The sequence below is a fragment of the Corynebacterium sp. HMSC071B10 genome, from assembly GCF_001814825.1.
Lineage (GTDB): Bacteria > Actinomycetota > Actinomycetes > Mycobacteriales > Mycobacteriaceae > Corynebacterium.
Genome location: NZ_KV818007.1, coordinates 186999 through 207091, shown reverse-complemented (window position 1 = coordinate 207091; position 20093 = coordinate 186999). Strand labels below are relative to the sequence as shown.

The 20093-nt window shown below is 64.5% G+C and carries 21 protein-coding genes; 7 read left to right on the top strand and 14 right to left on the bottom strand.

Going from position 1 to position 20093, the window contains the following annotated elements:
• Nucleotides 1-171: 171 nt before the first annotated feature.
• Complete coding sequence (locus HMPREF2990_RS07630; RefSeq protein ID WP_070763749.1) at nucleotides 172-387, bottom strand: DUF3046 domain-containing protein; 216 nt, start codon at nucleotides 385-387, stop codon at nucleotides 172-174.
• A gap of 89 nt (nucleotides 388-476) precedes the next feature.
• Between HMPREF2990_RS07630 and HMPREF2990_RS07625 the strand changes: the two genes are divergently transcribed.
• The 3 genes from HMPREF2990_RS07625 to HMPREF2990_RS07615 are packed head-to-tail and all read left to right on the top strand — an operon-like array spanning nucleotide 477 to nucleotide 2381.
• Entirely contained in the window at nucleotides 477-1079 is a 603-nt protein-coding gene (locus tag HMPREF2990_RS07625; protein WP_083317069.1) for a biotin transporter BioY, read from the top strand.
• Between the two features lies 1 nt (nucleotide 1080).
• Nucleotides 1081-1770, top strand: a complete 690-nt coding sequence (locus tag HMPREF2990_RS07620; RefSeq protein WP_070763747.1) for an energy-coupling factor ABC transporter ATP-binding protein — start codon at nucleotides 1081-1083, stop codon at nucleotides 1768-1770.
• A complete protein-coding gene (locus tag HMPREF2990_RS07615) occupies nucleotides 1767-2381 on the top strand; it encodes an energy-coupling factor transporter transmembrane component T family protein (RefSeq protein ID WP_070763745.1) in 615 nt (204 codons plus the stop codon). Before HMPREF2990_RS07620 ends, HMPREF2990_RS07615 begins: the two co-directional genes overlap by 4 nt.
• A 261-nt stretch (nucleotides 2382-2642) precedes the next feature.
• On the opposite strand, the gene HMPREF2990_RS07610 is transcribed toward HMPREF2990_RS07615, so the two are convergent.
• The 4 genes from HMPREF2990_RS07610 to pgsA all read right to left on the bottom strand — a co-directional run bounded on the left by HMPREF2990_RS07610 (nucleotide 2643) and on the right by pgsA (nucleotide 4999).
• Nucleotides 2643-3491, bottom strand: coding sequence for a PspA/IM30 family protein (locus HMPREF2990_RS07610; protein ID WP_070763743.1), 849 nt, complete (start codon nucleotides 3489-3491; stop codon nucleotides 2643-2645).
• Nucleotides 3492-3563: 72 nt separating this feature from the next.
• The gene (locus HMPREF2990_RS07605; RefSeq protein ID WP_070763741.1) at nucleotides 3564-3944 is read right to left on the bottom strand and encodes a helix-turn-helix domain-containing protein; all 381 of its coding nucleotides are present in this window, start codon (nucleotides 3942-3944) and stop codon (nucleotides 3564-3566) included.
• Between the two features lie 16 nt (nucleotides 3945-3960).
• Nucleotides 3961-4470 (bottom strand): CinA family protein, encoded by a 510-nt coding sequence (locus tag HMPREF2990_RS07600; protein ID WP_070763739.1) that lies wholly within the window; start codon nucleotides 4468-4470, stop codon nucleotides 3961-3963.
• Nucleotides 4460-4999: a CDP-diacylglycerol--glycerol-3-phosphate 3-phosphatidyltransferase gene (gene pgsA, locus HMPREF2990_RS07595; RefSeq protein WP_083317082.1), complete on the bottom strand. Its 540-nt coding sequence runs from the start codon at nucleotides 4997-4999 to the stop codon at nucleotides 4460-4462. Before pgsA ends, HMPREF2990_RS07600 begins: the two co-directional genes overlap by 11 nt.
• Before the next feature lie 46 nt (nucleotides 5000-5045).
• Here pgsA and HMPREF2990_RS07590 point away from each other — a divergent pair, with 46 nt between their 5' ends.
• Nucleotides 5046-5339 (top strand): YciI family protein, encoded by a 294-nt coding sequence (locus tag HMPREF2990_RS07590; RefSeq protein WP_070763735.1) that lies wholly within the window; start codon nucleotides 5046-5048, stop codon nucleotides 5337-5339.
• An 8-nt stretch (nucleotides 5340-5347) separates the two neighbouring features.
• Here HMPREF2990_RS07590 and HMPREF2990_RS07585 read toward each other — a convergent pair whose 3' ends face one another.
• The 9 genes from HMPREF2990_RS07585 to dapB all read right to left on the bottom strand — a co-directional run bounded on the left by HMPREF2990_RS07585 (nucleotide 5348) and on the right by dapB (nucleotide 17054).
• Nucleotides 5348-6529 carry a TerC family protein gene (locus HMPREF2990_RS07585; RefSeq protein ID WP_070763733.1) on the bottom strand — a complete coding sequence of 394 codons (1182 nt, stop codon included), beginning with the start codon at nucleotides 6527-6529 and terminating at the stop codon, nucleotides 5348-5350.
• Between the two features lie 204 nt (nucleotides 6530-6733).
• The gene (locus HMPREF2990_RS07580) at nucleotides 6734-7336 is read right to left on the bottom strand and encodes a DJ-1/PfpI family protein (protein ID WP_070763731.1); all 603 of its coding nucleotides are present in this window, start codon (nucleotides 7334-7336) and stop codon (nucleotides 6734-6736) included.
• The gene (locus tag HMPREF2990_RS07575; protein WP_083317067.1) at nucleotides 7337-10633 is read right to left on the bottom strand and encodes an FtsK/SpoIIIE family DNA translocase; all 3297 of its coding nucleotides are present in this window, start codon (nucleotides 10631-10633) and stop codon (nucleotides 7337-7339) included.
• A gap of 96 nt (nucleotides 10634-10729) precedes the next feature.
• Nucleotides 10730-11359, bottom strand: coding sequence for a TIGR03085 family metal-binding protein (locus HMPREF2990_RS07570; RefSeq protein ID WP_070763727.1), 630 nt, complete (start codon nucleotides 11357-11359; stop codon nucleotides 10730-10732).
• 30 nt (nucleotides 11360-11389) lie between these two features.
• Complete coding sequence (locus tag HMPREF2990_RS07565; protein ID WP_141757843.1) at nucleotides 11390-11836, bottom strand: hypothetical protein; 447 nt, start codon at nucleotides 11834-11836, stop codon at nucleotides 11390-11392.
• 649 nt (nucleotides 11837-12485) lie between these two features.
• Nucleotides 12486-14537, bottom strand: a complete 2052-nt coding sequence (locus HMPREF2990_RS07560; protein WP_070763723.1) for a ribonuclease J — start codon at nucleotides 14535-14537, stop codon at nucleotides 12486-12488.
• Between the two features lie 2 nt (nucleotides 14538-14539).
• On the bottom strand, nucleotides 14540-15448 hold the full coding sequence (dapA, locus tag HMPREF2990_RS07555; RefSeq protein WP_070763721.1) for a 4-hydroxy-tetrahydrodipicolinate synthase: 909 nt from the start codon (nucleotides 15446-15448) through the stop codon (nucleotides 14540-14542).
• Between the two features lie 94 nt (nucleotides 15449-15542).
• A complete protein-coding gene (gene thyX, locus HMPREF2990_RS07550) occupies nucleotides 15543-16295 on the bottom strand; it encodes an FAD-dependent thymidylate synthase (protein WP_070763720.1) in 753 nt (250 codons plus the stop codon).
• A 3-nt stretch (nucleotides 16296-16298) separates the two neighbouring features.
• Entirely contained in the window at nucleotides 16299-17054 is a 756-nt protein-coding gene (gene dapB, locus HMPREF2990_RS07545) for a 4-hydroxy-tetrahydrodipicolinate reductase (protein WP_070763718.1), read from the bottom strand.
• 129 nt (nucleotides 17055-17183) lie between these two features.
• On the opposite strand from dapB, the gene HMPREF2990_RS07540 reads away from it, so the two are divergent.
• From HMPREF2990_RS07540 to HMPREF2990_RS07530, 3 genes are all read left to right on the top strand, one after another.
• Nucleotides 17184-17876: an AMIN-like domain-containing (lipo)protein gene (locus tag HMPREF2990_RS07540; RefSeq protein WP_141757842.1), complete on the top strand. Its 693-nt coding sequence runs from the start codon at nucleotides 17184-17186 to the stop codon at nucleotides 17874-17876.
• Between the two features lie 211 nt (nucleotides 17877-18087).
• A complete protein-coding gene (locus tag HMPREF2990_RS07535; RefSeq protein WP_070763715.1) occupies nucleotides 18088-18870 on the top strand; it encodes an NAD(P)-binding protein in 783 nt (260 codons plus the stop codon).
• Between the two features lie 30 nt (nucleotides 18871-18900).
• Nucleotides 18901-19815, top strand: a complete 915-nt coding sequence (locus tag HMPREF2990_RS07530) for an oxygenase MpaB family protein (protein ID WP_070763713.1) — start codon at nucleotides 18901-18903, stop codon at nucleotides 19813-19815.
• The last annotated feature ends 278 nt before the right edge of the window (nucleotides 19816-20093 follow it).

Below are 20093 nucleotides of genomic sequence, written 5' to 3'. Positions count from 1 at the left end.
CTTTATTAGACGCACCGACTATAGGGGGCGGTTCCCTTCACACCGCAAAGTTTTCTTCACCCGGCTTCCAAGGGGAACTACCGCACACAGTAGAACAGCGCGCGAACACTCTCAGAGCATACACGCATACATGTTCGACTCCACACGCGGCGCGCCGCATCAAGCGCCGGACTAGGTGCCCGGCCTATCGACACCGAGTCTGCGCTCTTCGGGGACATCGAAGGCGTCGCAAAGCCGCGCCCAGGCCTCCTTCGGGTCGACCCCGTTTTCGATCATCTGGGCGGCGGTCTCGCCCTCCCCCGTGAGCACTTGCGATTGGATGATCCACCCAGCCCGATCGGGGCCGAATTCGTCGTCCACCAACTGCCGGAACTCCGTCAAACGCATGCCGTCCAACCTACACGCCGCACCGAAACGCCGACACAAACCCGGCCCGTCGTGCGAAGGATTGAACACCATTCAGTAATGTCACTCCCATGAGTACGCAATCCTCCTCCAACGCAGCGCCAAGTAAGAACGCAGGCGCCCGCTCCACTTCCCCAGTCGACATCGCCTACATCGCCGTCTTTGCCGCGATCATCTGCGTCCTCGGCTTCGTCTCTATCCCCGTCGGCGCAGCCGGCGTGCCCATCGTGCTGCAGAACGCCGCCGCCATCCTCGCAGGCCTCGTCCTCGGCGCGCGCCGCGGCCCCGCGTCCGTGGCGATCTTCCTCCTGGTCGGCCTGGCCATGCCTGTGCTCGCGGGCGGGCGCACCACTATCTACGCGCTCGGATCGCCGACCGTGGGCTACCTCGTCGGTTACCTCATTTCCGCAGCCGTCGCTGGCGCGATCGCATACGCTTCCCTGCGCGGCGGCAAGGGTACCCGCGTCGCGATGTTCATCGTCGCTGGCTACCTCGGCCTGTTCCTGCAATACCTCTTCGGCGTGTTTGGCCTGATGTTCCGCGCAGACATGACCTTCGGTGCCGCCTGGGCCGCCCAGGTGCCCTTCCTGCTGCCGGATGCGGGCAAGATCGCGCTGATGATCGTCATCGCGCTCGCCGTCCACGCCGCCTTCCCGGACATGCGCCGTCGTTAAGATGCCCACCATCGAGTTCCGCGGTGCCACCGTCGCCTACGACGGGCGCACCGTCCTGGCCCCGCTCAACCTCACGCTCACAGAGCGCCGCATCGGCATCATCGGTTCGAACGGCTCCGGCAAATCGACCACCGTGCGCCTGATCAACGGGCTAATTGAGCCCACCGAAGGCGAAGTGCTTGTCGACGGCCTGTCGCCGACCACCGACGGCAAAACCGTCCGCAAGCGCGTCGGCTTCGTCTTCTCCGACGCCGAATCACAGATCGTCATGCCGCGCGTTGCCGACGACGTCGCCTTCTCCTTGCGCCGCTTCAAACTTCCCCGCGCCGAAGTCCGCGCCCGCGTCGACGCGGTCCTCGAGCGTTTCGAGCTGGCAGACAAGGCGGAGAACTCCCCGCACACGCTCTCCGGCGGCGAAAAGCAGCTGCTCGCACTGGCCTCCGTACTGGTCATCGAGCCCGAAACGGTGATCGCAGATGAGCCGACCACGCTGCTCGACCTACGCAACCGCCGCCGCATCATCCAGGAGCTCAGCGCGCTGGACCAGCAGGTCATCGTGGTCACGCACGACCTCGACATGCTCGCGGGCTTTGATCGCGTCATCTGCATCGACGACAGCGAGCTCGTCTACGACGGCGCACCCCCGGACGCCATCGCGTTCTACACCGACCTGATGGATTCCAAGCCATGATCCGCGCACTCCCCTTAGGCGTCTACATCGAAGGCGACACGATCCTCCATCGCGCGGGCCCGACGCAGAAGTTCGTCGCGCTGGTGGTGTTCATCCTCGCCGTGACCTTGCTGCCCACGGTGCCGTGGCACGCGCTCGCCGCCTTCGGCCTCACCGTCGCGCTCTACGCGGTAGCGAAGATCCCGCCGAAGATCGCCTGGGACCAGGCGCTCCCTGTGCTTCCGCTCCTGCTCTTCCTTGCTGCGTTTTTGTGGTGGCAAAACGGGCTGAAGTCCGCTGCGACGACGTTCTTCGCGCTGCTCGCCACCGTGGCCGCCGCGAACCTACTCACGCTGACCACGCCCGTCGAGGCCCTACTCGACGCTCTCGACCGCAACCTCGCCCCGCTCGGACGATTCGGCGTGCCGGTCGAGACCATCAGCCTGACGATCGCCCTGACCATCCGGCTCATTCCGCTCATGCTCGCCACCGCGAACGAGGTTCTCGACGCCCGCAAGGCCCGCGGTGTCGGTTTCTCCCTTGCCGCTTTCGGCATCCCGCTCGTGATCCGCTCGGTGCGCCGCGCCCGCCTGATCGGCGAGGCGCTCATGGCACGGGGCGCGGTGGACTAGCGGGGTTTTCGCTGGGGCTGACGCAGAAAGCGCAAGTTGGAGTTCGATAGTGCCGAAATTTCAACAGTATCGAGCTCCGATCTGCGCTATTTGGCCCACGCCCGTGCTACATGACGAACGTAGTGGCCGCAGATTGACGAAAATCGCGACATCTTCGTCAACCGAGTTTCGTCATGTAGGCGAGCCAGGCGAACCACCCACCGAAAACGGCACGAAAAAGCGCCAGGGGAAGCCTCTCCTCTGGCGCTGTAGCTCTTCGGCTTAGCTCTCGCCGCGCAGCTCGCGCATGCGCTGCGCCACCGCGTCGTCGCTCACATTCGCGCCGGCAGCATCGGCAGCGCTGGAGCCAGCATCAGCGGAACCCTCGATCGCCGGTTTCTGCCCGGAGGACAGCTCGCCCGCCATCTCTGCACGGATCTGCTCGAGACGGCCGTGGCCAGCCATCTGGATGCCTGCCTGCTCGACCTCGGCCATGCGGCCTTGGACGGAGTTCTGTGCCAGCTCTGCGGAGCCAAGCGCCTTGGCGTAGCGACGCTCGATCTTGTCGCGCACCTGGTCCAGGTTCGGGCCCTGCGCCGTGATCGAGTTCATCGACTGCATGGTCTCGGAGACCTTCTCCTGCATCTTGGCCTGCTCCAGCTGGCTGAGCAGCTTGGAGCGCTGGGCGACCTGCTGCTGCAGGTGGGCGGCGTTGCGCTCGACGGCCTGCTTGGCCTGGGCTGCCTGCTGCAGCGCCTGGTCGTGCAGCTGCTTGGTCTCCTCGATGCTCTCCTCGGCGGTGACCAGCTGAGCCGCGAACGCCTCGGCGGCATTCTCGTACTCCTGGGCCTTCTGCGCGTCGTTGTTCGCGCGGGCCTTGTCCGCCAGCTGCAGTGCCTGCTTGGTGTTCGCCTGCAGCTTCTCCACCTCTTCGAGGCGGCGATTCAGCTGCATCTCGATCTGGCGCTGGTTGCCAATGACGGCGGCGGCCTGCTGGGAAAGCTCCTGGTGCTGGCGCTGAGCCTCGCTGATTGCCTGCTCAATCTGCACCTTAGGATCAGCGTTCTCTTCGATCTTGTTGTCAAAGAGGGCCATCAAGTAGTTCCAGAACTTTGCAAATGGGTTAGCCATACGAGTTCAAAAGACCTTTCGTTTATGGGTCGATCACACTAAGTAGTCACTACTGTAGTGCGGCCGGTGCCATTACGCTTCCGCTGCCGCCGGAGAAGTGGTAGCCAATTCCTCCTGGATGGAATGCAGCGACATATTCGCCACCACTTCCATCAGCAGCTCAGCCACCGTCGTGTCCAGCGCATTACAGATCGCGGCGAGCAGCTCCGAGGACACTTCCTTGCGGCCGCGTTCCAGCTCGGAAAGGTACCCGGAGGACACGCGTGCCTGCTTGGCCAGCTCGCGCAGCGTGACGTTCTTGTCGGCGCGGTAGGCACGCAGCGACATGCCGAGCGCTTCGCGCAGCAGCGGTTCGCGCCCGGGCGTGCCCGAGTGCAGTGCGTCATCCACCGCGCCTGCGAGCGCGGCGGGGCGGGTCATCGGTGCTTCGTGTACGAGAGTTGTTGTTGCCATCACGAGTAATAACGGTCTAGGTCTCTGATTTGTTCCCGTCGCGGGCAGAAAGATCTTCCCGCAGCGTATCTACAAGAATCCGTAGCGCAGCGTCCACAGCGGCGCTCCGGATCTCCTGGCGCGAACCCTGCAGCAGCGCGTCACCCCCAGCCGACGCTGCGAAGCTGCGCGTAGGCGTCGCCACACCGACCCAGACTTCCCCGACTGGGTGCCCGTCCTGGGAGTCCGGCCCGGCCACACCGGTGAGCGACACCCCGTAGTCGGCGCGGCAGGTACGGCGCGCGCCCTCAGCCATGGCGCGGGCCGTCTCCGGACTCACCGGACCACAGGCAGCGAGCACGTCGTGGGGCACCCCGGCGAGCGTCTCCTTGAGATCCGTCGCGTAGGTAACAAGCCCGCCGCGCAGTACCGCGGAGGCACCGGGCACACTCGCCACTGTGGCTGCAGCGAGTCCCGCGGTGAGTGACTCGCAGAAGGCGAGGGTGACCCCCGCGCCCGTCGCTAAGCGAACAAGCTCACGCTCCATCGTTGGCCTTCCGTGCATCTACCAGGTACTGCACGCCGGTGATCACGGTGACGGCCACCGCGATCAGCATGACAATCAGCGTCGGGATGTCCATCCAGCCGGGCAGCGGGCACAAGTACATCCCTACGCCAAGAGTTTGCAGCACGGTCTTGAGTTTGCCGCCCTTGGAGGCGGGCACGACCTGGCCTTGGCGCAGCATCCACATCCGCCAGAAAGTAATGCCCAGCTCGCGGACGATGATCACCACCGTGATCCACACCGGCAGCGGGCCGGCGATATTCAGGGTGACCAGTGCGGTGATCATCAGCGCCTTGTCGGCGATGGGATCGGCGATCTTGCCAAAGTCGGTCACGATGTTCCTGGCGCGGGCGATGTCCCCGTCCAGCTTGTCCGTGATCATGAGCGCTACAAACAGCCCGAACGCCCACCACCAATGTTGCGCGAGCACGAGCCACGCAAACACCGGAATAAACAGGATGCGCAAAGAGGTCAGCGCGTTCGGCAGATTCCAATTGGACTGAGTGTTCACGCCCACCACCCTACCCACCTACTCGCCGTGGCCTAGACTGCCACCCATGAAGTATTTCGCATTTACCTATACCTACGGTGCAGACGCCGCGCTTGTCGACGCGACCCGTCCCGCCCACCGCGAGTTTATCTCCAGCCAGCTCTCGCTGGGCCGAATTGTCGGCTCCGGCCCCTACGCGGGCGGCAAGCAGGCACTGATCATCCTCCAGCTGCCGGATACCGCATCGGTGGCCGACGCGGAGGAGATCATGGACGCTGACCCGTACACGGTAGAAGGGGCGCTGGCCGGGCGTGAAGTCCACGAGTGGAACCCGGTGAGCAACATCTTCGCCGGCGATTAAGCCCGGGTCTAGCCCTGCTTCGGCTTGCCGCCGCGGGCAACATGTAAGTGGTCCGTCTCGCGCGAGCCGGTCGCCGTGTGGTCGCCCTTACCGGAGGTTGCCGGGTCGTCGATCCACTCGATGTGATGGCCATCGCGGTCGACCTTGCGGCGGTTGCCGTGGTCGTCGTAGTCAATGTGGAACGACGGCCCATCCGGGTCGAGGCGCCCGGCCTTGATGTCCGCGCGGTCCTTGATCATGGAAGCAACCGCGGTCACTGCCAGCACGCCGATGATGACCAGCAGCGAGGTGACTGTGCCGATCTCCGGGACGGAAAGGCCCTCGCCGCCGTTGATAAACGACAGGTTGTTCTCGTGCAGGGCGTGCAGCAGCAGCTTGACGCCAATGAAGCCGAGCACTACCGCCAGGCCGTACGGCAGGTACACCAGCTTGTCTAGCAGCCCGTTGAGCAGGAAGTAGAGCTGGCGCAGACCGAGCAGCGCGAAGGCGTTGGCGGTAAAGACCAGGAAGGACTCCTGCGTGATACCGAAGATGGCGGGGATGGAGTCGAAGGCGAACATCACGTCGACAAACCCGATGGACAGCAGCGCCACGAACAGCGGGGTGACGGCCTTCTTGCCAGCCTGCGTGGCCGAAACCAGCCGGTCGCCGTGGTACGAGCTGGTCACCGGAATGACCTTGCGCAGGGTCTTGACCACCATCATGTCGTTCGGGTCGGGGTCTTCCTGGTCGGTCGCCTCGTCGTAGACCAGCTTGATCGCGGTGTACAGCAGGAATGCGGCAAACAGGTAGAAGACATCGGACCACGCCTCGATGATCACCGCACCGAGCAGAATGAAGGCGAGGCGGCAGATCAGCGCAATCACGATGCCGATGAGCAGCACCTTCTGCTGGTAGGCGCGCGGGATCTTGAACGAGCCCATGATCAGAGCAAAGACGAAGAGGTTATCCACCGACAGCGACAACTCGGTGATGTAGCCGGTGAAGAACTGCATCCCGTGCTCGGCGTCCCACAGCCACCAGACAATCCCGCCGAAGATGGCGGCCATGGCCATGTAGAACCCGGCCCACCCGGCGGACTCCTTCATCGACGGCTCGTGCGCGTTGCGCACGTGCGAGAGAAAGTCAAAGACGAAAAAGCCGAGGATCACCGCTGAGGTGAGCAGCCAAATTGAAAGAGGCACATGCATAAGCTTTCCTCCGGTCAGAAGTTACGATGAAATGACCGGAGGTCTCCCCCACCCCTTGATATGGGGCTGCCCAGACCGGGGCGCGAGGTGCGCTGCCGTGCTGACGATCCGGGCACTTACGGGGTACTCCCCTCCAAGCTCGTCCAACTCTACACCACGAGGCACATCAAGCGAGAGGACACCGTCCGCTGAGGTCTGTGGTGCCTACACAGCGAAAGGGTCAACGTTCGGGTCCAGGTGGAGACGAAGCTCGACCGCGTCCGCGATTTCACGTGCGGCTGTCTCACCGCACGCATCAGCGACGAAGGCCACCGCCATATCTGTACCGGCGGAGACTCCAGAGGATGTCCAACGGTCGCGATCGTGCACCCAACGGGCCGAGCGTCGCCAGTCAATGTCGTGGCCGAAGCTGGTGGCCCAGGCAAACGCTCGCTTATTGCTCGTAGCCGCATATCCCTCCAGGAGCCCTGCCGCGGCAAGCAACGCCGAGCCGGTGCACACTGACATCACCACGCTGGCTTCGTTCGCCATCTTCTGAAGACTCTTAAGGAAACTCTCGTCGCCCGCAAGCCTGCGAGTCCCTTGCCCTCCCGGAACGAACACCACATCGCAACTGCGCGGCGCATAGTCACCGCCGACCTCAAACCGCACACCCTGAGACGAGGCCACCGGCCGCCCATCCGGGGAGAGCAACGTGGTTTCCCACCCCGCAACCTTTGAGAAAATCTCCAGCGGGCCGGCCACGTCGAGAAGCTCGAACCCGTCAAACGGAACCAACGAGATCCGTTTTGAGCTGCGCTGCTGCATCTAGAACGCGCCGCCAGTCGGATTGTAGGTTGCCTGCACGGTGCGGGTCTCATCGTCAGCATCCGAGCCATCGCTTGTCGACGCCCCGTCGTCCTCCACATCCGCTTCCTTCGGAGCCTCAGCCGGATCGGCACCCTTGATCATCCAGATGATCGTCTCGAGCTCCTCCGGCTTGACCAACACCTCGCGCGCCTTGGACCCTTCGGAGGGCCCAACCACGCCGCGGGATTCCATGAGGTCCATCAGGCGACCGGCCTTGGCGAAGCCGATACGCAGCTTGCGCTGCAGCATCGAGGTAGAACCGAGCTGCGAGGTGACCACGAGCTCGACTGCCTCGAGCAGGTCGTCGAGATCCTTGCCGATGTCGTCGTCAATGACCTTCTTCTCCGCCTGCTTCTCCTCAGTCACGCCCTCGACGTAGTCGGGTTCATCCTGGGACTTCGCGGCGTCGACAACTGCCTGGATCTCCTCGTCGGTAACAAACGCGCCCTGGAGACGCTGTGGTTTGCCGGCCCCCTGCGGGATGAACAAGCCGTCGCCCATGCCGATGAGCTTCTCGGCGCCGCCTTGATCCAGGATGACGCGGGAGTCGGTGAGCGAGGAGGTGGCGAACGCCAGGCGCGAGGGCACGTTCGTCTTGATCAGGCCCGTGACCACGTCGACCGACGGACGCTGCGTCGCCAGCACCAGGTGGATACCGGCTGCACGTGCCTTCTGCGTGATGCGCACGATCGATTCCTCGATCTCCTTCGGCGCCGTCATCATCAGGTCGGCGAGCTCGTCGACCACGCAGACGATGAAGGGGTACGGCCGCATCTCGCGCTCGGACCCTGGCGGGGCCTGGATCTCGCCGCTGCGCACCTTGCGGTTGAAGTCCTTGATGTGACGCACGCGCGCCTGCTTCATGTCGAGGTAGCGCTGCTCCATCTCCTCGACCAGCCACTGCAGGGCGGCCGCGGCCTTCTTCGGCTGCGTGATGATCGGGGTGATCAGGTGCGGGATGCCTTCGTAGGGCGTCAGCTCCACCATCTTCGGATCCACCAGGATCAGGCGCACATCTTCCGGGGTGGCGCGCGTAAGCAACGAGACCAGCATCGAATTCACAAACGCCGACTTACCGGAACCCGTCGAACCCGCAACGAGCAAGTGCGGCATCTTCTGCACCGAGGAGGCGATGAAGTCGCCCTCGATGTCCTTGCCCAGCCCGATGAGCATCGGGTCCTCATCGGCGGCGACCTTCGGCGCGTCGAGCACGTCGCGCAGGCGCACCATCTCGCGGTCGCGGTTGGGTACCTCGATGCCAACGGCGGACTTGCCCGGAATGGGTGTCAGCAGGCGCACGTTATCCGTCGCCACTGCGTACGCGAGGTTGGACTGCAGGTTGGTGATCTTCGAAACCTTCACACCTGGCCCAAGCTCGACCTCATAGCGCGTCACTGTCGGCCCGCGCGAGAACCCGGTGACCTGGGCGTCGACCTTGAACTCCTCGAAGACATCAGTAATCGCCTCGATCATGCGGTCGTTGGTCTCAGTGCGCGTCTTCGGTGCGTCACCTTCGATGAGCAAGCTTGTCGACGGCAACGTGTAGTCCGTATCGCGCGCCACCTTCCGCGCCAACTGCTGGGTCGGTGCCGCGTCGGCATCTGCGGCCTCCAGCTCCGACTTCGGCGTGGAGGCAGGCACCGCGGCGGCGTCGATACCCGAGCGGGCCACGATCGCCTTGCGCACCGCGTCACGCGAGCTTGCCACCGCGTCCCCGGCGGCCTCGGCCGCCTGCCCGGCTGCCGCGGCCTTGCCTGCTGCAGCTGCGCCTGCGGTTGACCCGGCAGCACCGGCGGCCGCCGCCGCAGTCCGGCCTGCACCCTTGACTGTTGCGGCTGCGGTCTTCCCCGCGGCGTCGGCAATGTCCGCCCCGCGAGAGAGCACCTTCGTCTCTTCGGGCTGTGCTTGACGACGCCCACGGCGCTCCGTCCTCTCAGTACGCTCAGTGCGCTCTGGGGCCGCGAAAGCCTCCGTGACCGGCTCGCCGAAGTCGTCGCGACCCTCCTCGCCCACGTCGCTCGCCGGGGCGACATCGCGCCCGTCCGCCGGGTAGTTGTCCAGCGGCGTGCGAGTCTTACGCACGCGGCGCTTGCGCGGGCGCTGCTCGGTGTCCTCACCGTAGTGGGTATCGCGCTCGCGGGGCTGGCGTTCCGTTCGCTCCGTTCGCGGCGTTGTACGCGGCCTGGGTCGGCGACGCTCGCGGCCTTCCGCGATGTCATCCAGATCACGCTCAACGTGACTGTAGAGGTCGTCGTCCTCGTCGTCCCACTCCTCATCGAGATCCGCTTCTGGGTTGCGGGCCGAGTCAACAAGGTCGTTGACCCACGCAACGACCATGTCGTAGGCCTCGCGCACGGTAATGCCAGTGGTCTTCAGCGCCCCGTAGACAATCACTAACGCGAGCAGCGGTACAGCGACATAGGACGAAAACCCGGCTGCGAGCACACCCCCGGTGTAGGCACCGATGATGCCACCGGCAATACGGCGGGTCTCCCAGTCCGAGGGGTTGCCCGCGAAGACGTGTACGAGCCCGAGCATTGCCACTGCGATGATGCTCAGCCCGATCGTGACTCGGGTGCGCACCTCGCCCGGCGCCCGCACGTTGAGCATCAGCGCGATGGCGACGCCCACGAGCAGCACCGGCAGAATAAGCGCGCCCGCCCCGATCACCCAGTGGGTGGCCTTGGCGATCAGCTCGCCGATGGGACCGGCGATATCCAACCACACCGAGGCACCGATGACTGCGGCCAGACCAATAAGTAGGAGGCCCCAGGCATCAGCGTGCTCCGCAAAGGTGCCACGGTAGGGCGTGCGCGACTGGTGCGCGTCAGCCTCGTCGTATTGCGTATCTGCGGCTTCGTTGGCCTCAGCATTCTCGCTGTAGCGGCTGGTGCCAGGGTGCTCGAGGGTGCTGGCGTTTTTCCTCCTGCGCTCGCGCCTACGGTCTGGTTGCACGTGCTCCTCTTCGTCGTCGAATAGGTCGAAGTTGTCGTCTATATCCTCATCGTCTTGCTTCCGGCGGGCGCCCCCGAGCTTTCTCGTAAGCGCACCGAATGCACTGCCCACCCCGCGGGCGGCCGAGCCTAACGAGCGGCCGACCGCTCGCGTGGCAGAGCCGACGCGCTCGTCGGTGGTTTCCGCCGCGACCATCGACGAAGTCGGTGGGTGCGTCAGGGACACGGGGCCACTGCGACGCGCGGACGACCCGCCGGACTGTGGGCGGGTTGAGCGTGGGGCGGAATTTTTGACAGACATGGGTGTAACTCTAATACCTCAAGTCACATTATTCACAGAGGCATCGCGGGGTGGTGCGGACTTTCTTCCGCACCACCCCGCTGAGTGTGCGCCGTTTTAGCCCAAAGTGATGTCGTAACCAGCAAGCAATTCGCCACCATCGACGCGCACCTGCGCAGCCGACGTACGTCCTGTCACCCACAGCAGCAGCTCCGCGGGCTGACCAAAGGCGCGCACAACGCGGTCGCCCTTGTCCGCGACCCCTGCGCGCTCCCCCAACGTCACCGGCGGGAGGTGCTCGGGAGTCAAAATCACCGGCACCGGAGCTTTCCGCAGCGTGAGTTTGCCGTAACGCTTGGCCAGCTTAAGCAACTTCGCCTGCGTCGCCGCACTGAAATCGCGGGGCGCGGCACCTGGTTGCGCGCGGCGCACATCCTCATGGTGAATAAAGTGCTCCCCCCCATTCGCCGGGCCGAACAATGCGCCCACCACCTGGTTGGTGCCAGCCAACCAGTCAGCGACGACCTCCGCATATGGCCGGCTCTTGGCCGCTTCCATCTCCCGGTCAAGACCCTTGCTCAACGCCGGCACGAACGCACCGGCGATCCAAGGCAGGCGCTGCTCACGCACATACAGGTGCGCAGCCAGGTCACGAGTGCGCCACCCCTCAAGCAGCGTGGGCGCGTCCGGCCCGAGTTCCAGTAGCAGCGCGCCAAGCTTTTCCCGTTCACTAGAAGCAAAAGACATGCCTTTTACCCTAGCGCTTTCGTCGCAAGCTTAGCCGCGGGAGCTGGACAGCCGCTGCTCCAAAGAGACAAAGCTACGAACGACAGGCGCAAACGCCGCGACCACCGGATCCGTAGTCACGATTTTGCCGCCAGCGCCCCAGCCGAGGTCAACGGCCTGCTTGCCGTCCGCGTAGCATTCGCCCAGCCCTCCCTTGAAGTTCATCACGCACATAATCGTGTCCGGTTTGTAGTTGCCCACAACGCGGATTCCCTGGACGTCACTGTTCTGGTAGTCCGGGTTGCCCAGCTTGATAGCGTCGTAGTTCTTCCAGCTGGAGCCGTACCCGGGCTCGTAGGGAACCTCGGTACCTCCCGGCAGTGGGCGGCCACCCGTCCAGTCGGTCTCATCCTCCACTGCTGATGCGGCAGGGATGACAGGGGCAGAAATTACTGTGGCGGCGAGAAGCGCCGCGGTCATTCTCCTAAGCGTCTTCATGCCACGACATTCTATACACCTGTCATCCATGCGTCACCCCCTTCGCGTGAAACTTCCGCCCCTGCGGAATTAGTCTGGCAGTTGGCTGAATATGTGACTGCATGGAGAGACTGCTGCCGGGACGATGTTCATTCGAATAAACGATGGGCCCGCTCTCCATATATCCAGGATGAACCTCCAAGTTGCGCGACCAGATAGGCGCTTGTGAACGGGGCATGGCTCTTGACGCGAATGTCTGCGGCCGCAGACTCCACATGCCTTGCAGTTTTCAGTCTGCCGCTGCGTGCTCCAAGAAGTCTTCGGACTCCGTGTCCAAAAGCCCATCTTGGTTTCTCAAACGGAGCTAGCTCCATTTAGACCAACCCCACCTGCAAAATCCCAGGTCGCACCAAACCGGATCTCCTAAACGGAGCTAGCTCCATTTGGACCAACGCCGCCTGCAAAATCCCAGGTCGCGACAAACCGAATCCTCTAAACGGAGCTAGCTCCATTTGGACCCGGCACGCCCAGGACCACCTCGCCGTAGGCTGCCGCAGACCACACGACCGCTCTTCTGCATCGCGAACCACGGATCCGTACGGTCCCCGAAAAACACGTCACCCCCTCGGCCAAAAGCCAAGGGGGTGTACGGAAACCAAGCGGGTGACGCTTAGAGCGACTCGCGGGTGGCTTCGATATCCTCGTCGTCAACCGGCAGGTTCTCCGCCGCCATCGGAACGACGGTTGGCAGAATGACCGGCTCACGCTTGTACTTCTGCTCGATCGAGCGGGAAAGCTTGCGGCGCAGCTGCTGCACCATGCGGTACGGGTCGTTCTCGCCCTCGGCGGCGAGGTCGCCCATCACGTTCTCGACGGCTTCGACGAGCTTCTTGTTGAAGTCGCGGTCGTCATCAGAGAAGCCCGTGGTGGAGACGCGCGGTACTTCGAGGAGCTGGCCGGTGCGGTCGTCGATCACACAGGTGATGGAGACGACGCCGCCGGAAGCCAGCGAGGAACGGTCCGCGAGCACGTCCGGGTCCACGTCGCCCATCGTAGCGCCGTCTACGTAGAGCTGGCCGACCTGGTACTGGCCGACCACCTTGATCTTGCCGGCTTGCATGTCGACGACCACGCCGTTCTGGGCCAGCGCGGTGTTCTCCGGGCGCACGCCCGTGGAGATCGCTAGCTCCTTGTTGGCGCGCATGTGGCGCCACTCGCCGTGCACCGGCATCGCATTGCGCGGACGCGCAGCGTTGTAGAGCTGCAGCAGCTCGCCGGCGTAACCGTGGCCGGAAGCGTGGACGTGCTCCTCCGCATTGGTGATCACCTTCGCGCCGATCTGGGCGAGGTTGTTAATCACGGCGAAGACCGCTTCCTCATTGCCCGGGATGAGCGAGGAGGACAGGATGATCGTGTCGCCGTCGCGCACCGTGATCTGACGGTGCTCGCGACGCGACATACGCGACAGTGCAGCCATCGGCTCACCCTGCGTACCGGTGGTGATGAGCACCGTCTTGTGCGGCGCCATCTTCGCGGCTTCCTCGATCGGAATGATCGTGCCCTTCGGTGCCTTCAGCAGGCTCATCTTTTCCGCGATCTCCATGTTGCGCAGCATGGACCGGCCGTTGAAGGCCACCTTGCGGTTATTCGCCACTGCGGCGTTGACCGCCATCTGCACACGCGCCACGTTGGAGGCAAAGGAGGCGATGACCACGCGCTGCTTCGCCTGCGAGACCAGACGGATCAAGGTCTCCTCGATGCCCGCCTCGGAAGCGGAGATGCCCGGGATGGTGGCGTTGGTGGAGTCACAGAGGAAGAGGTCCACGCCCTCGTCGCCAAGCCGCGAAAGCGCCGGAATGTCGGTGGGCTTGCCGTCGTACGGGGTCTGGTCGACCTTGACGTCGCCCGTCATCACGACATGGCCCGCGCCGGTCTTGATGGACAGGCCCAGGCACTCCGGGATGGAGTGGTTGACGTGCCAGAAACGCAGGCGGAACTGGCCGAGCGTGACCTCGGAATCCTTGTTCACCTCGTGCAGCTTCGGACGCTGACGGTGCTCCTGCGTCTTCGCCGCGATAAGTGCGTTGGTGAAGCGCGAGGAGTAGATCGGGATGTCCGGGCGCAGCTTGAGCAGCCACGGAATCGCGCCGATGTGGTCCTCGTGGCCGTGCGTGACCACCAGGCCCTCGATCTTGTCCAGCTTGTTTTCAATCGGGCCGAAGTCCGGCAGCACCAGGTCCACGCCCGGCTCGCCGGAGTTGGGGAAGAGCACGCCGCAGTCCACGATGAGCAGACGGCCGTTGTACTCGAAGACCGTCATGTTACGGCCGATCTCAGAAATGCCGCCGAGCGCGTAGATGCGCAAGGTGTCCTTCGCAGGCTTCGGCGGGGCCGGCAGACGCTTGGTCAGGTCCGCGCCCTGCATGGACTTCATCGGGTTGCGGCGACCGCCGCCCGAGCCGCCACGACCACGGCGGCGACGATTGCGGTTGTTTCCGCCGCGGTTGCCGCCGTTACCGTTACCCTGGCGCTTCGCGTTACCGCCGCCATTGTTGCCGTTGTTCCTGTTGTTATCGCCTGCGTGACCGTTGCCGCTTCCGTTGTCGGCGTCATTGTTGGGGGACTGCTGCGCAGGTGCCTTGAATGCGGGCTGCTGCTCAGCAGGCTCCGGCGGACCCGCCTTGCGGGTGACCTTGCGGGAGCGATTACGGGGTTCGTTCATACTTAAAGGACTCCAGCCTTTTCCATATCCTCACGGAGCACCTCGAGCTGCGAATCCGTCGCGTCAACGACAGGCAGGCGGGGCGCTCCAACGTCGATGCCCTGCAGGCGCAGGGCTGCCTTTGCAAAAGTTGCGCCACCAAGCACGCCCTGCTGGTGAGCAAGGACGGCCATGGTGTTGGCGTTGATTTCCCGCGCGCGGGCGAGGTCGCCTTCCTCGAAGCTTGTGACCATCTCGCGCATCGCCCTCGGAGCCGCGTGCCCCACGACCGAGATCATGCCGGTCGCACCCACGGACAGCCACGGCAGATTCAGCGGGTCGTCGCCCGAGTACCAGGCCAGGCCAGTGTCCTGGATCAGCGGGGCGGCCTCCAGGAAGTTGCCCTTGGCGTCCTTGACCGCCTGAATCGTGTCCAGCTTCGCGAGCTCCGCAATCGTGGCCCCGTCAATGGGGATGCCGGAGCGGCCCGGAATGTCGTAGAGGCAGACTGGCAGCTCGGTCGCTTCCGCGACCGCGGTGAAGTGCGCCTTCACGCCGTCTTGCGAGGGTTTGGAGTAGTACGGGGTGACGACCAGCAGTGCGTCGGCCCCGGCGTCGCGCGAGGCTTGCGCCAGCTCCACCGAGGTTTTCGTGTTGTTCGTGCCGGCGCCCGCGATCAGCTTCGCACGGTCCCCCACTTCTTCCCTGACTGCCTTGAGCAGCTCAAGTTTTTCTTCCACCGTGGTGGTCGGGGACTCCCCCGTCGTTCCTGCGAGGACGAGCGAATCGATGCCTTGATCAACAAGGTGGGCTGCCAACTTTCGGCCCGCGGCGCAGTCGAGTGCACCGTCAGAATCAAACGGCGTGACCATTGCGACGCAGACGGTGCCAAAGACTTCTGCACCGAGGTTAGCTTTCATTGATGTGCCCATGCCCACAAACCCTACCCCCTTGGGGCCCAATGTGGTACAACAGCACGCCGCTTGTTCGGGGCAGTTGCTTTACGACGCCCCGCCAACGCCCCCTTTAAGCCACGTACGGACTCGTGGCCATGCGGGTGCCGTCGGCAAGCGTGCTGACCAAGAAGTCGTCGAAAAGTGCGGGGGCCTGCTCGCGCAGAATCTCCAGGCACGCCACGGCGAGCGTGCGGATCTCCACATCCGCGTGCTCCGAGGCGCGGGCCGCGATAAACCCGCGCCACGTGCGGTAGTTGCCGGTGACCACGAAGCGAGTCTCGGTGGCGTTGGGCAGGATGGCGCGCGCCGCCTGCCGCGCTTTCTTCTTGCGCAGCAGCGCGTTCGGCTCGGCGGCCATGTGTTCGTCGAGCGCGGTGAGCAGCTCCTCGTAGACGAAGCGGGAGTCGTCCACCGCAGCGAGGAACATGCGCTTGAGCTCTTCGTCCTGCGCGATGATGCCGGGAACGACGACCTCGTTATCGGTGTTGTGCACGAAGCGCTGCGACAGCTGGGAAAACGAGAAGTGGCGGTGGCGCAGCAGCTCGTTGCCCGCAGAGCGCGACAGGCCCCGGATGTAGAGGGTGGCGGTGGCGTGCTCGAGCAGGGCATCGTGGCCGACGTCGAGGATGTGGTGCAGGTACGCCTCGTTGGCCGCGGTGTGCGGGTTGGGCCGGTCGAAGGTTTCGTAGCAGGCGCGTCCGGCGAACTCGACGAGCGACTCCGCGTCCGTGGCCCCCTCCTCGGGCTGCCAGTCCACCGACTGCGGGGCCGTAAACGTCGTCGCAGCGATGAGCTGCACATCCAAGTGCGAAGAAACAGCCATTGCCTACAGCCCCAGGTAGGTGTCCAGGCCGATCGTCAGGCCCGGGTGCTCGGCGACCTGGCGCACACCGGTGAGCACGCCCGGCACGAAGGAATCGCGCCCGTAGGAGTCCTGGCGGATGGTCAGCGACTGATCGAGCGTGCCGAAGATGACCTCCTCGTGTGCGACCATGCCCTGCATGCGCACGGCGTGGACCTTGACCCCGTCGACGTCCGCGCCGCGCGCGCCGTCGAGGGTCTGCTCGGTCGCGTCCGGCATCGGGGCCATGTTCGCTTCCCTGCGTGCCTCGGCGATGCCCTGCGCGGTCTTGACCGCGGTGCCAGATGGCGCATCCAGCTTGTTCGGGTGGTGCAGCTCCACAACCTCCGCGGACTCGAAGAACGGCGCAGCCTGGCGGGCGAACGCCATGGTTAGCACTGCGGAGATGGCGAAGTTCGGCGCGATGAGCACGCCGACCTCCGGGTTGGCGTCGAGCCAGGAGCGGACCTGTGCGTAGCGCTCGTCGTCAAAGCCGGTGGTACCGACCACGCAGTGAATGCCGTGGGTGATGCAGAACTCCAAGTTGTCCATCACCGAGGCCGGAGTGGTGAAGTCCACGATGACCTCTGCACCGTTGTCCACCAGCACGTCGAGGCTATCGCCGCGGTCAACCTCAGCGACGAGCTCCAAATCCTCCGCCTTGTTCACCCCAGCGACAACGGCAGTGCCGACGCGCCCCTTCGCGCCGAGGACGCCAACTTTTACAGTCTTCGCAGTCATGGTGTGCTCCTTTACAGCCTTTTTCGTGTTACCCGTTGCTGGCAACTCTAGCCCGCGGGCGGCAGGTGCACCGCACCGGGCGTACGCAGGTCGCGGCCAGCGCAAGCTCACTGCCCATATACTTAAAGCATGACTCACACGCACCACCAGTCCCGTCCGCACCTTGCCGTCACGCTCGCCGGTGTGCTGTGCGCTTCCGCACTCGCGCTTGCCGCGTGTGGACAAAGCGCCGATTCTAACGACGCCACCACTGCCCCCTCCTCTACCGAGACAACCACGTCCACGGAGGCGCAGGCGAGCACGCCGAGTGAGACTTCATCGGCGGCCGCGGGGGACGAGGGGGCGTCGACAAGCGAGAAGCCCCAGCGCATGGCGAGTGCGAGCAGCCCATTCAAGGTCGAGGACGTGCGCGTGACGCAGCCGCAGCCTGCGGATCTCATGCTGCAGGACATCCGCGTCGGCCAGCACGAGGGCTACGACAGGGTCGTGTTTGAGTACGCGGGCACGGGCGCGCCCAGCTACCTGGCTGGTTACGTGGATACGCCGCGGCAGCAGGCCTCGGGCAACCCGATGCAGGTGCCGGGGGCAGCGCACCTCGAGCTGATTGTGCAGGGCACTGCGGGCGACATGATGCGCCTCGACGAGCCGATTACCCAGATCGGTTCCAAGGGTGTGTCCACTCGCAGTGTGCAGGACGTGTACCTGGCCTCGATCTTCGAGGCGGATTCGCAGTTCTTCATCGGGCTCGACCGCCAGCGCGGTTTCCACGTCTTCACGCTGGAGAACCCGACGCGGATCGTCGTGGATATCGACGCAAACTAGGTTTCGCCCTGCGACACGCGGGCATGCGGTATGGATCACCGCATGCCCGCTTTTGTTGTCTCTGCGCACCATGACGGTGCATTGGTAACGTGGGCCACATAATAATTTGCAAGTGACCGCTATTGCTGCGTATCGTCCGCTATTATCTACAACAATTCATCCACACTTCCTCTCGCCGGCGTACTCGCGCCGACTGTGAAAGGTAACGCACATGTTTGACCCGTACAGGCGGCCCACGGTGGCCGTCATCGGCGCCGGCCCGGCTGGTGCCACCGCTGCCGCCGAGTGCTCGTTCTCCGGCTTCGACACCACGCTGTTCGATATGCGCAGCGCGATCGGCGGCCACCTCACCGCCCCGGACGCGGAGCCGGTGTCCAAGCACTTCCGCTACCGCACCCCGTACTTGAAGGTGACCAAGGTGGACGGCTCCGCAGCTTCTGCCGCCCGCCACCTCGCCGCGGCCGTCAACGCTGGCGGCGCGCAGTTCCGCGCGAACACCACCGTGACCAAGGCCGCGTTCAACGAGGGCGAAGGCCAGTGGGAAGTCACCTTCAGCGGCGCCGACGGCACGACCGGTACCGAGCGCTTTGACATCCTCATCCGCGCCACCGGCGAGGCCTCGCCGTGGATCGAGGTGCCGGGACGGCCGAACATCGCCGCCGACGACCTCTACCTCCACTACGGTGCCGAGGTTGTGGGCTTGCCGAACGCGCTGTTTGTCGACGGCCCTTTCCCCACCGACCGCGCACTCAAGCGCCACCCGCTGGCCGTGTTTGAGGCTCGCGGCGACTATGCCCGCCGCTACGCACGCCAGCTGGAGATCCGCGGCCCGGGCGCGCTGACCGTCAAGCGCGACAAGTGGCTCGTCCAGCCCGGTGCCGTGCGCGGTATCCGTTCCAAACTGTCCGAATTCGACCCGGCCGCGCACGCATTCCAGCGCGCCTCCAACCACGCGGACGAGGCCCGTAAGTCCGCCCGCACCCACGCCGGCTAACGCTTACACCGCTTCTTCAAGGAGACACACATGACTACCGTTCACCCACCCAAGAACGACACCACCGACACCGCAGCAGCGGCAGACCCGGTCATCGACATCGCCGCGCCGGAAGCGGGCCTGCCCGAGCTCGGCCCCGACTCCATCCTGTGGAACCGCTTCGGCGACTGGCGCTCCGCTTTCGTCGCGCTGTCCGCCGGCGTGCTGCAGATCGCGCAGCGCGACATCAGCCGCTCGCTGGTGCAGCAGTCCAACGTGTTCGACAACGAAGTCGCCCGCCTCGTCCGCTCCGCGTTCCCGATCATCCGCGCAGTCTACGAGGGCCCCGAGGTCGGCTCCATGATCCGCGACTTCCACAAGGACATCAAGGGCACCCACCCGGACGGCTCGCGCTACCACTCGCTCAACCCGGAGGTCTACTACTGGGCACACGCCACCTTCGTGGCCATGCCGTACCTGCTCGCGGGCAACTTCATGCCGGACATGACCCGCGCCGAAAAGGAACAGCTCTTCCAGGAGTGCCGCACCTGGTACAGCTTCTACGGCGTCGCCGAGCCGGACAACGCCCCGAAAACCTACGACGAGTACGTCGAGTACATGGACGCGATGATTGACAAGCTCGGCCCCAGCGAGACCATCGATCGTTCCCGCATCATCAACGGTCTGACCCTGGACACCCCGGACCCGTCCGTACCGAAGTGGGCGTGGAAGCCGATCGCTCCCTACGTGTCCAAGCTGCTCCTGTGGGTTGCCATCGGCATGATCCCAGACAAGCTGCGCGACAACCTGGGCTGGGAGTGGACCAAGTCCGACGCCCGTCGCCTCAAGGCACTGTCCACCGGCACCCGCCTCGTCTTCTCGGTCCTGCCGCGCAAGGCACGCATGGTGCCGATCGCCACCCGCGCCTTCGAGAAGGCAGAAGCCGAGGGCGGCTTCCACTACTAGGTTTGTCGTACGAGGTTTGTCGATACACCATTAAGCGCCAGGTTCCGCTATCTCGCGGGCCTGGCGCTTTTGCATGGGTGCGGCGGGGCGCTGCGCGGTTCCATTGCGCGGTGCCCTAAACGGAGCTAGCTCCATTTAGACCAACCCCGGCCACAAATCCCCAGGTCGCACACAACCGAAAACTCCAAATGGAGCTAGCTCCATTTAGACCACCCCGGTGCCAAAACCCCAGGTCGTGCAAAACCGACAACCCTAAACGGAGCTAGCTCCATTTAGAC

What these genes read in the sequence shown, in the direction of transcription:
- HMPREF2990_RS07630 (WP_070763749.1), bottom strand. Translation starts at nt 387, where the DNA reads ATGCGTTTGACGGAGTTCCGGCAGTTGGTGGACGACGAATTCGGCCCC.
- HMPREF2990_RS07625 (WP_083317069.1), top strand. Translation starts at nt 477, where the DNA reads ATGAGTACGCAATCCTCCTCCAACGCAGCGCCAAGTAAGAACGCAGGC.
- HMPREF2990_RS07620 (WP_070763747.1), top strand. Translation starts at nt 1,081, where the DNA reads ATGCCCACCATCGAGTTCCGCGGTGCCACCGTCGCCTACGACGGGCGC.
- HMPREF2990_RS07615 (WP_070763745.1), top strand. Translation starts at nt 1,767, where the DNA reads ATGATCCGCGCACTCCCCTTAGGCGTCTACATCGAAGGCGACACGATC.
- HMPREF2990_RS07610 (WP_070763743.1), bottom strand. Translation starts at nt 3,491, where the DNA reads ATGGCTAACCCATTTGCAAAGTTCTGGAACTACTTGATGGCCCTCTTT.
- HMPREF2990_RS07605 (WP_070763741.1), bottom strand. Translation starts at nt 3,944, where the DNA reads ATGGCAACAACAACTCTCGTACACGAAGCACCGATGACCCGCCCCGCC.
- HMPREF2990_RS07600 (WP_070763739.1), bottom strand. Translation starts at nt 4,470, where the DNA reads ATGGAGCGTGAGCTTGTTCGCTTAGCGACGGGCGCGGGGGTCACCCTC.
- HMPREF2990_RS07590 (WP_070763735.1), top strand. Translation starts at nt 5,046, where the DNA reads ATGAAGTATTTCGCATTTACCTATACCTACGGTGCAGACGCCGCGCTT.
- HMPREF2990_RS07585 (WP_070763733.1), bottom strand. Translation starts at nt 6,529, where the DNA reads ATGCATGTGCCTCTTTCAATTTGGCTGCTCACCTCAGCGGTGATCCTC.
- HMPREF2990_RS07580 (WP_070763731.1), bottom strand. Translation starts at nt 7,336, where the DNA reads ATGCAGCAGCGCAGCTCAAAACGGATCTCGTTGGTTCCGTTTGACGGG.
- HMPREF2990_RS07575 (WP_083317067.1), bottom strand. Translation starts at nt 10,633, where the DNA reads ATGTCTGTCAAAAATTCCGCCCCACGCTCAACCCGCCCACAGTCCGGC.
- HMPREF2990_RS07570 (WP_070763727.1), bottom strand. Translation starts at nt 11,359, where the DNA reads ATGTCTTTTGCTTCTAGTGAACGGGAAAAGCTTGGCGCGCTGCTACTG.
- HMPREF2990_RS07565 (WP_141757843.1), bottom strand. Translation starts at nt 11,836, where the DNA reads ATGAAGACGCTTAGGAGAATGACCGCGGCGCTTCTCGCCGCCACAGTA.
- HMPREF2990_RS07560 (WP_070763723.1), bottom strand. Translation starts at nt 14,537, where the DNA reads ATGAACGAACCCCGTAATCGCTCCCGCAAGGTCACCCGCAAGGCGGGT.
- dapA (WP_070763721.1), bottom strand. Translation starts at nt 15,448, where the DNA reads ATGGGCACATCAATGAAAGCTAACCTCGGTGCAGAAGTCTTTGGCACC.
- thyX (WP_070763720.1), bottom strand. Translation starts at nt 16,295, where the DNA reads ATGGCTGTTTCTTCGCACTTGGATGTGCAGCTCATCGCTGCGACGACG.
- dapB (WP_070763718.1), bottom strand. Translation starts at nt 17,054, where the DNA reads ATGACTGCGAAGACTGTAAAAGTTGGCGTCCTCGGCGCGAAGGGGCGC.
- HMPREF2990_RS07540 (WP_141757842.1), top strand. Translation starts at nt 17,184, where the DNA reads ATGACTCACACGCACCACCAGTCCCGTCCGCACCTTGCCGTCACGCTC.
- HMPREF2990_RS07535 (WP_070763715.1), top strand. Translation starts at nt 18,088, where the DNA reads ATGTTTGACCCGTACAGGCGGCCCACGGTGGCCGTCATCGGCGCCGGC.
- HMPREF2990_RS07530 (WP_070763713.1), top strand. Translation starts at nt 18,901, where the DNA reads ATGACTACCGTTCACCCACCCAAGAACGACACCACCGACACCGCAGCA.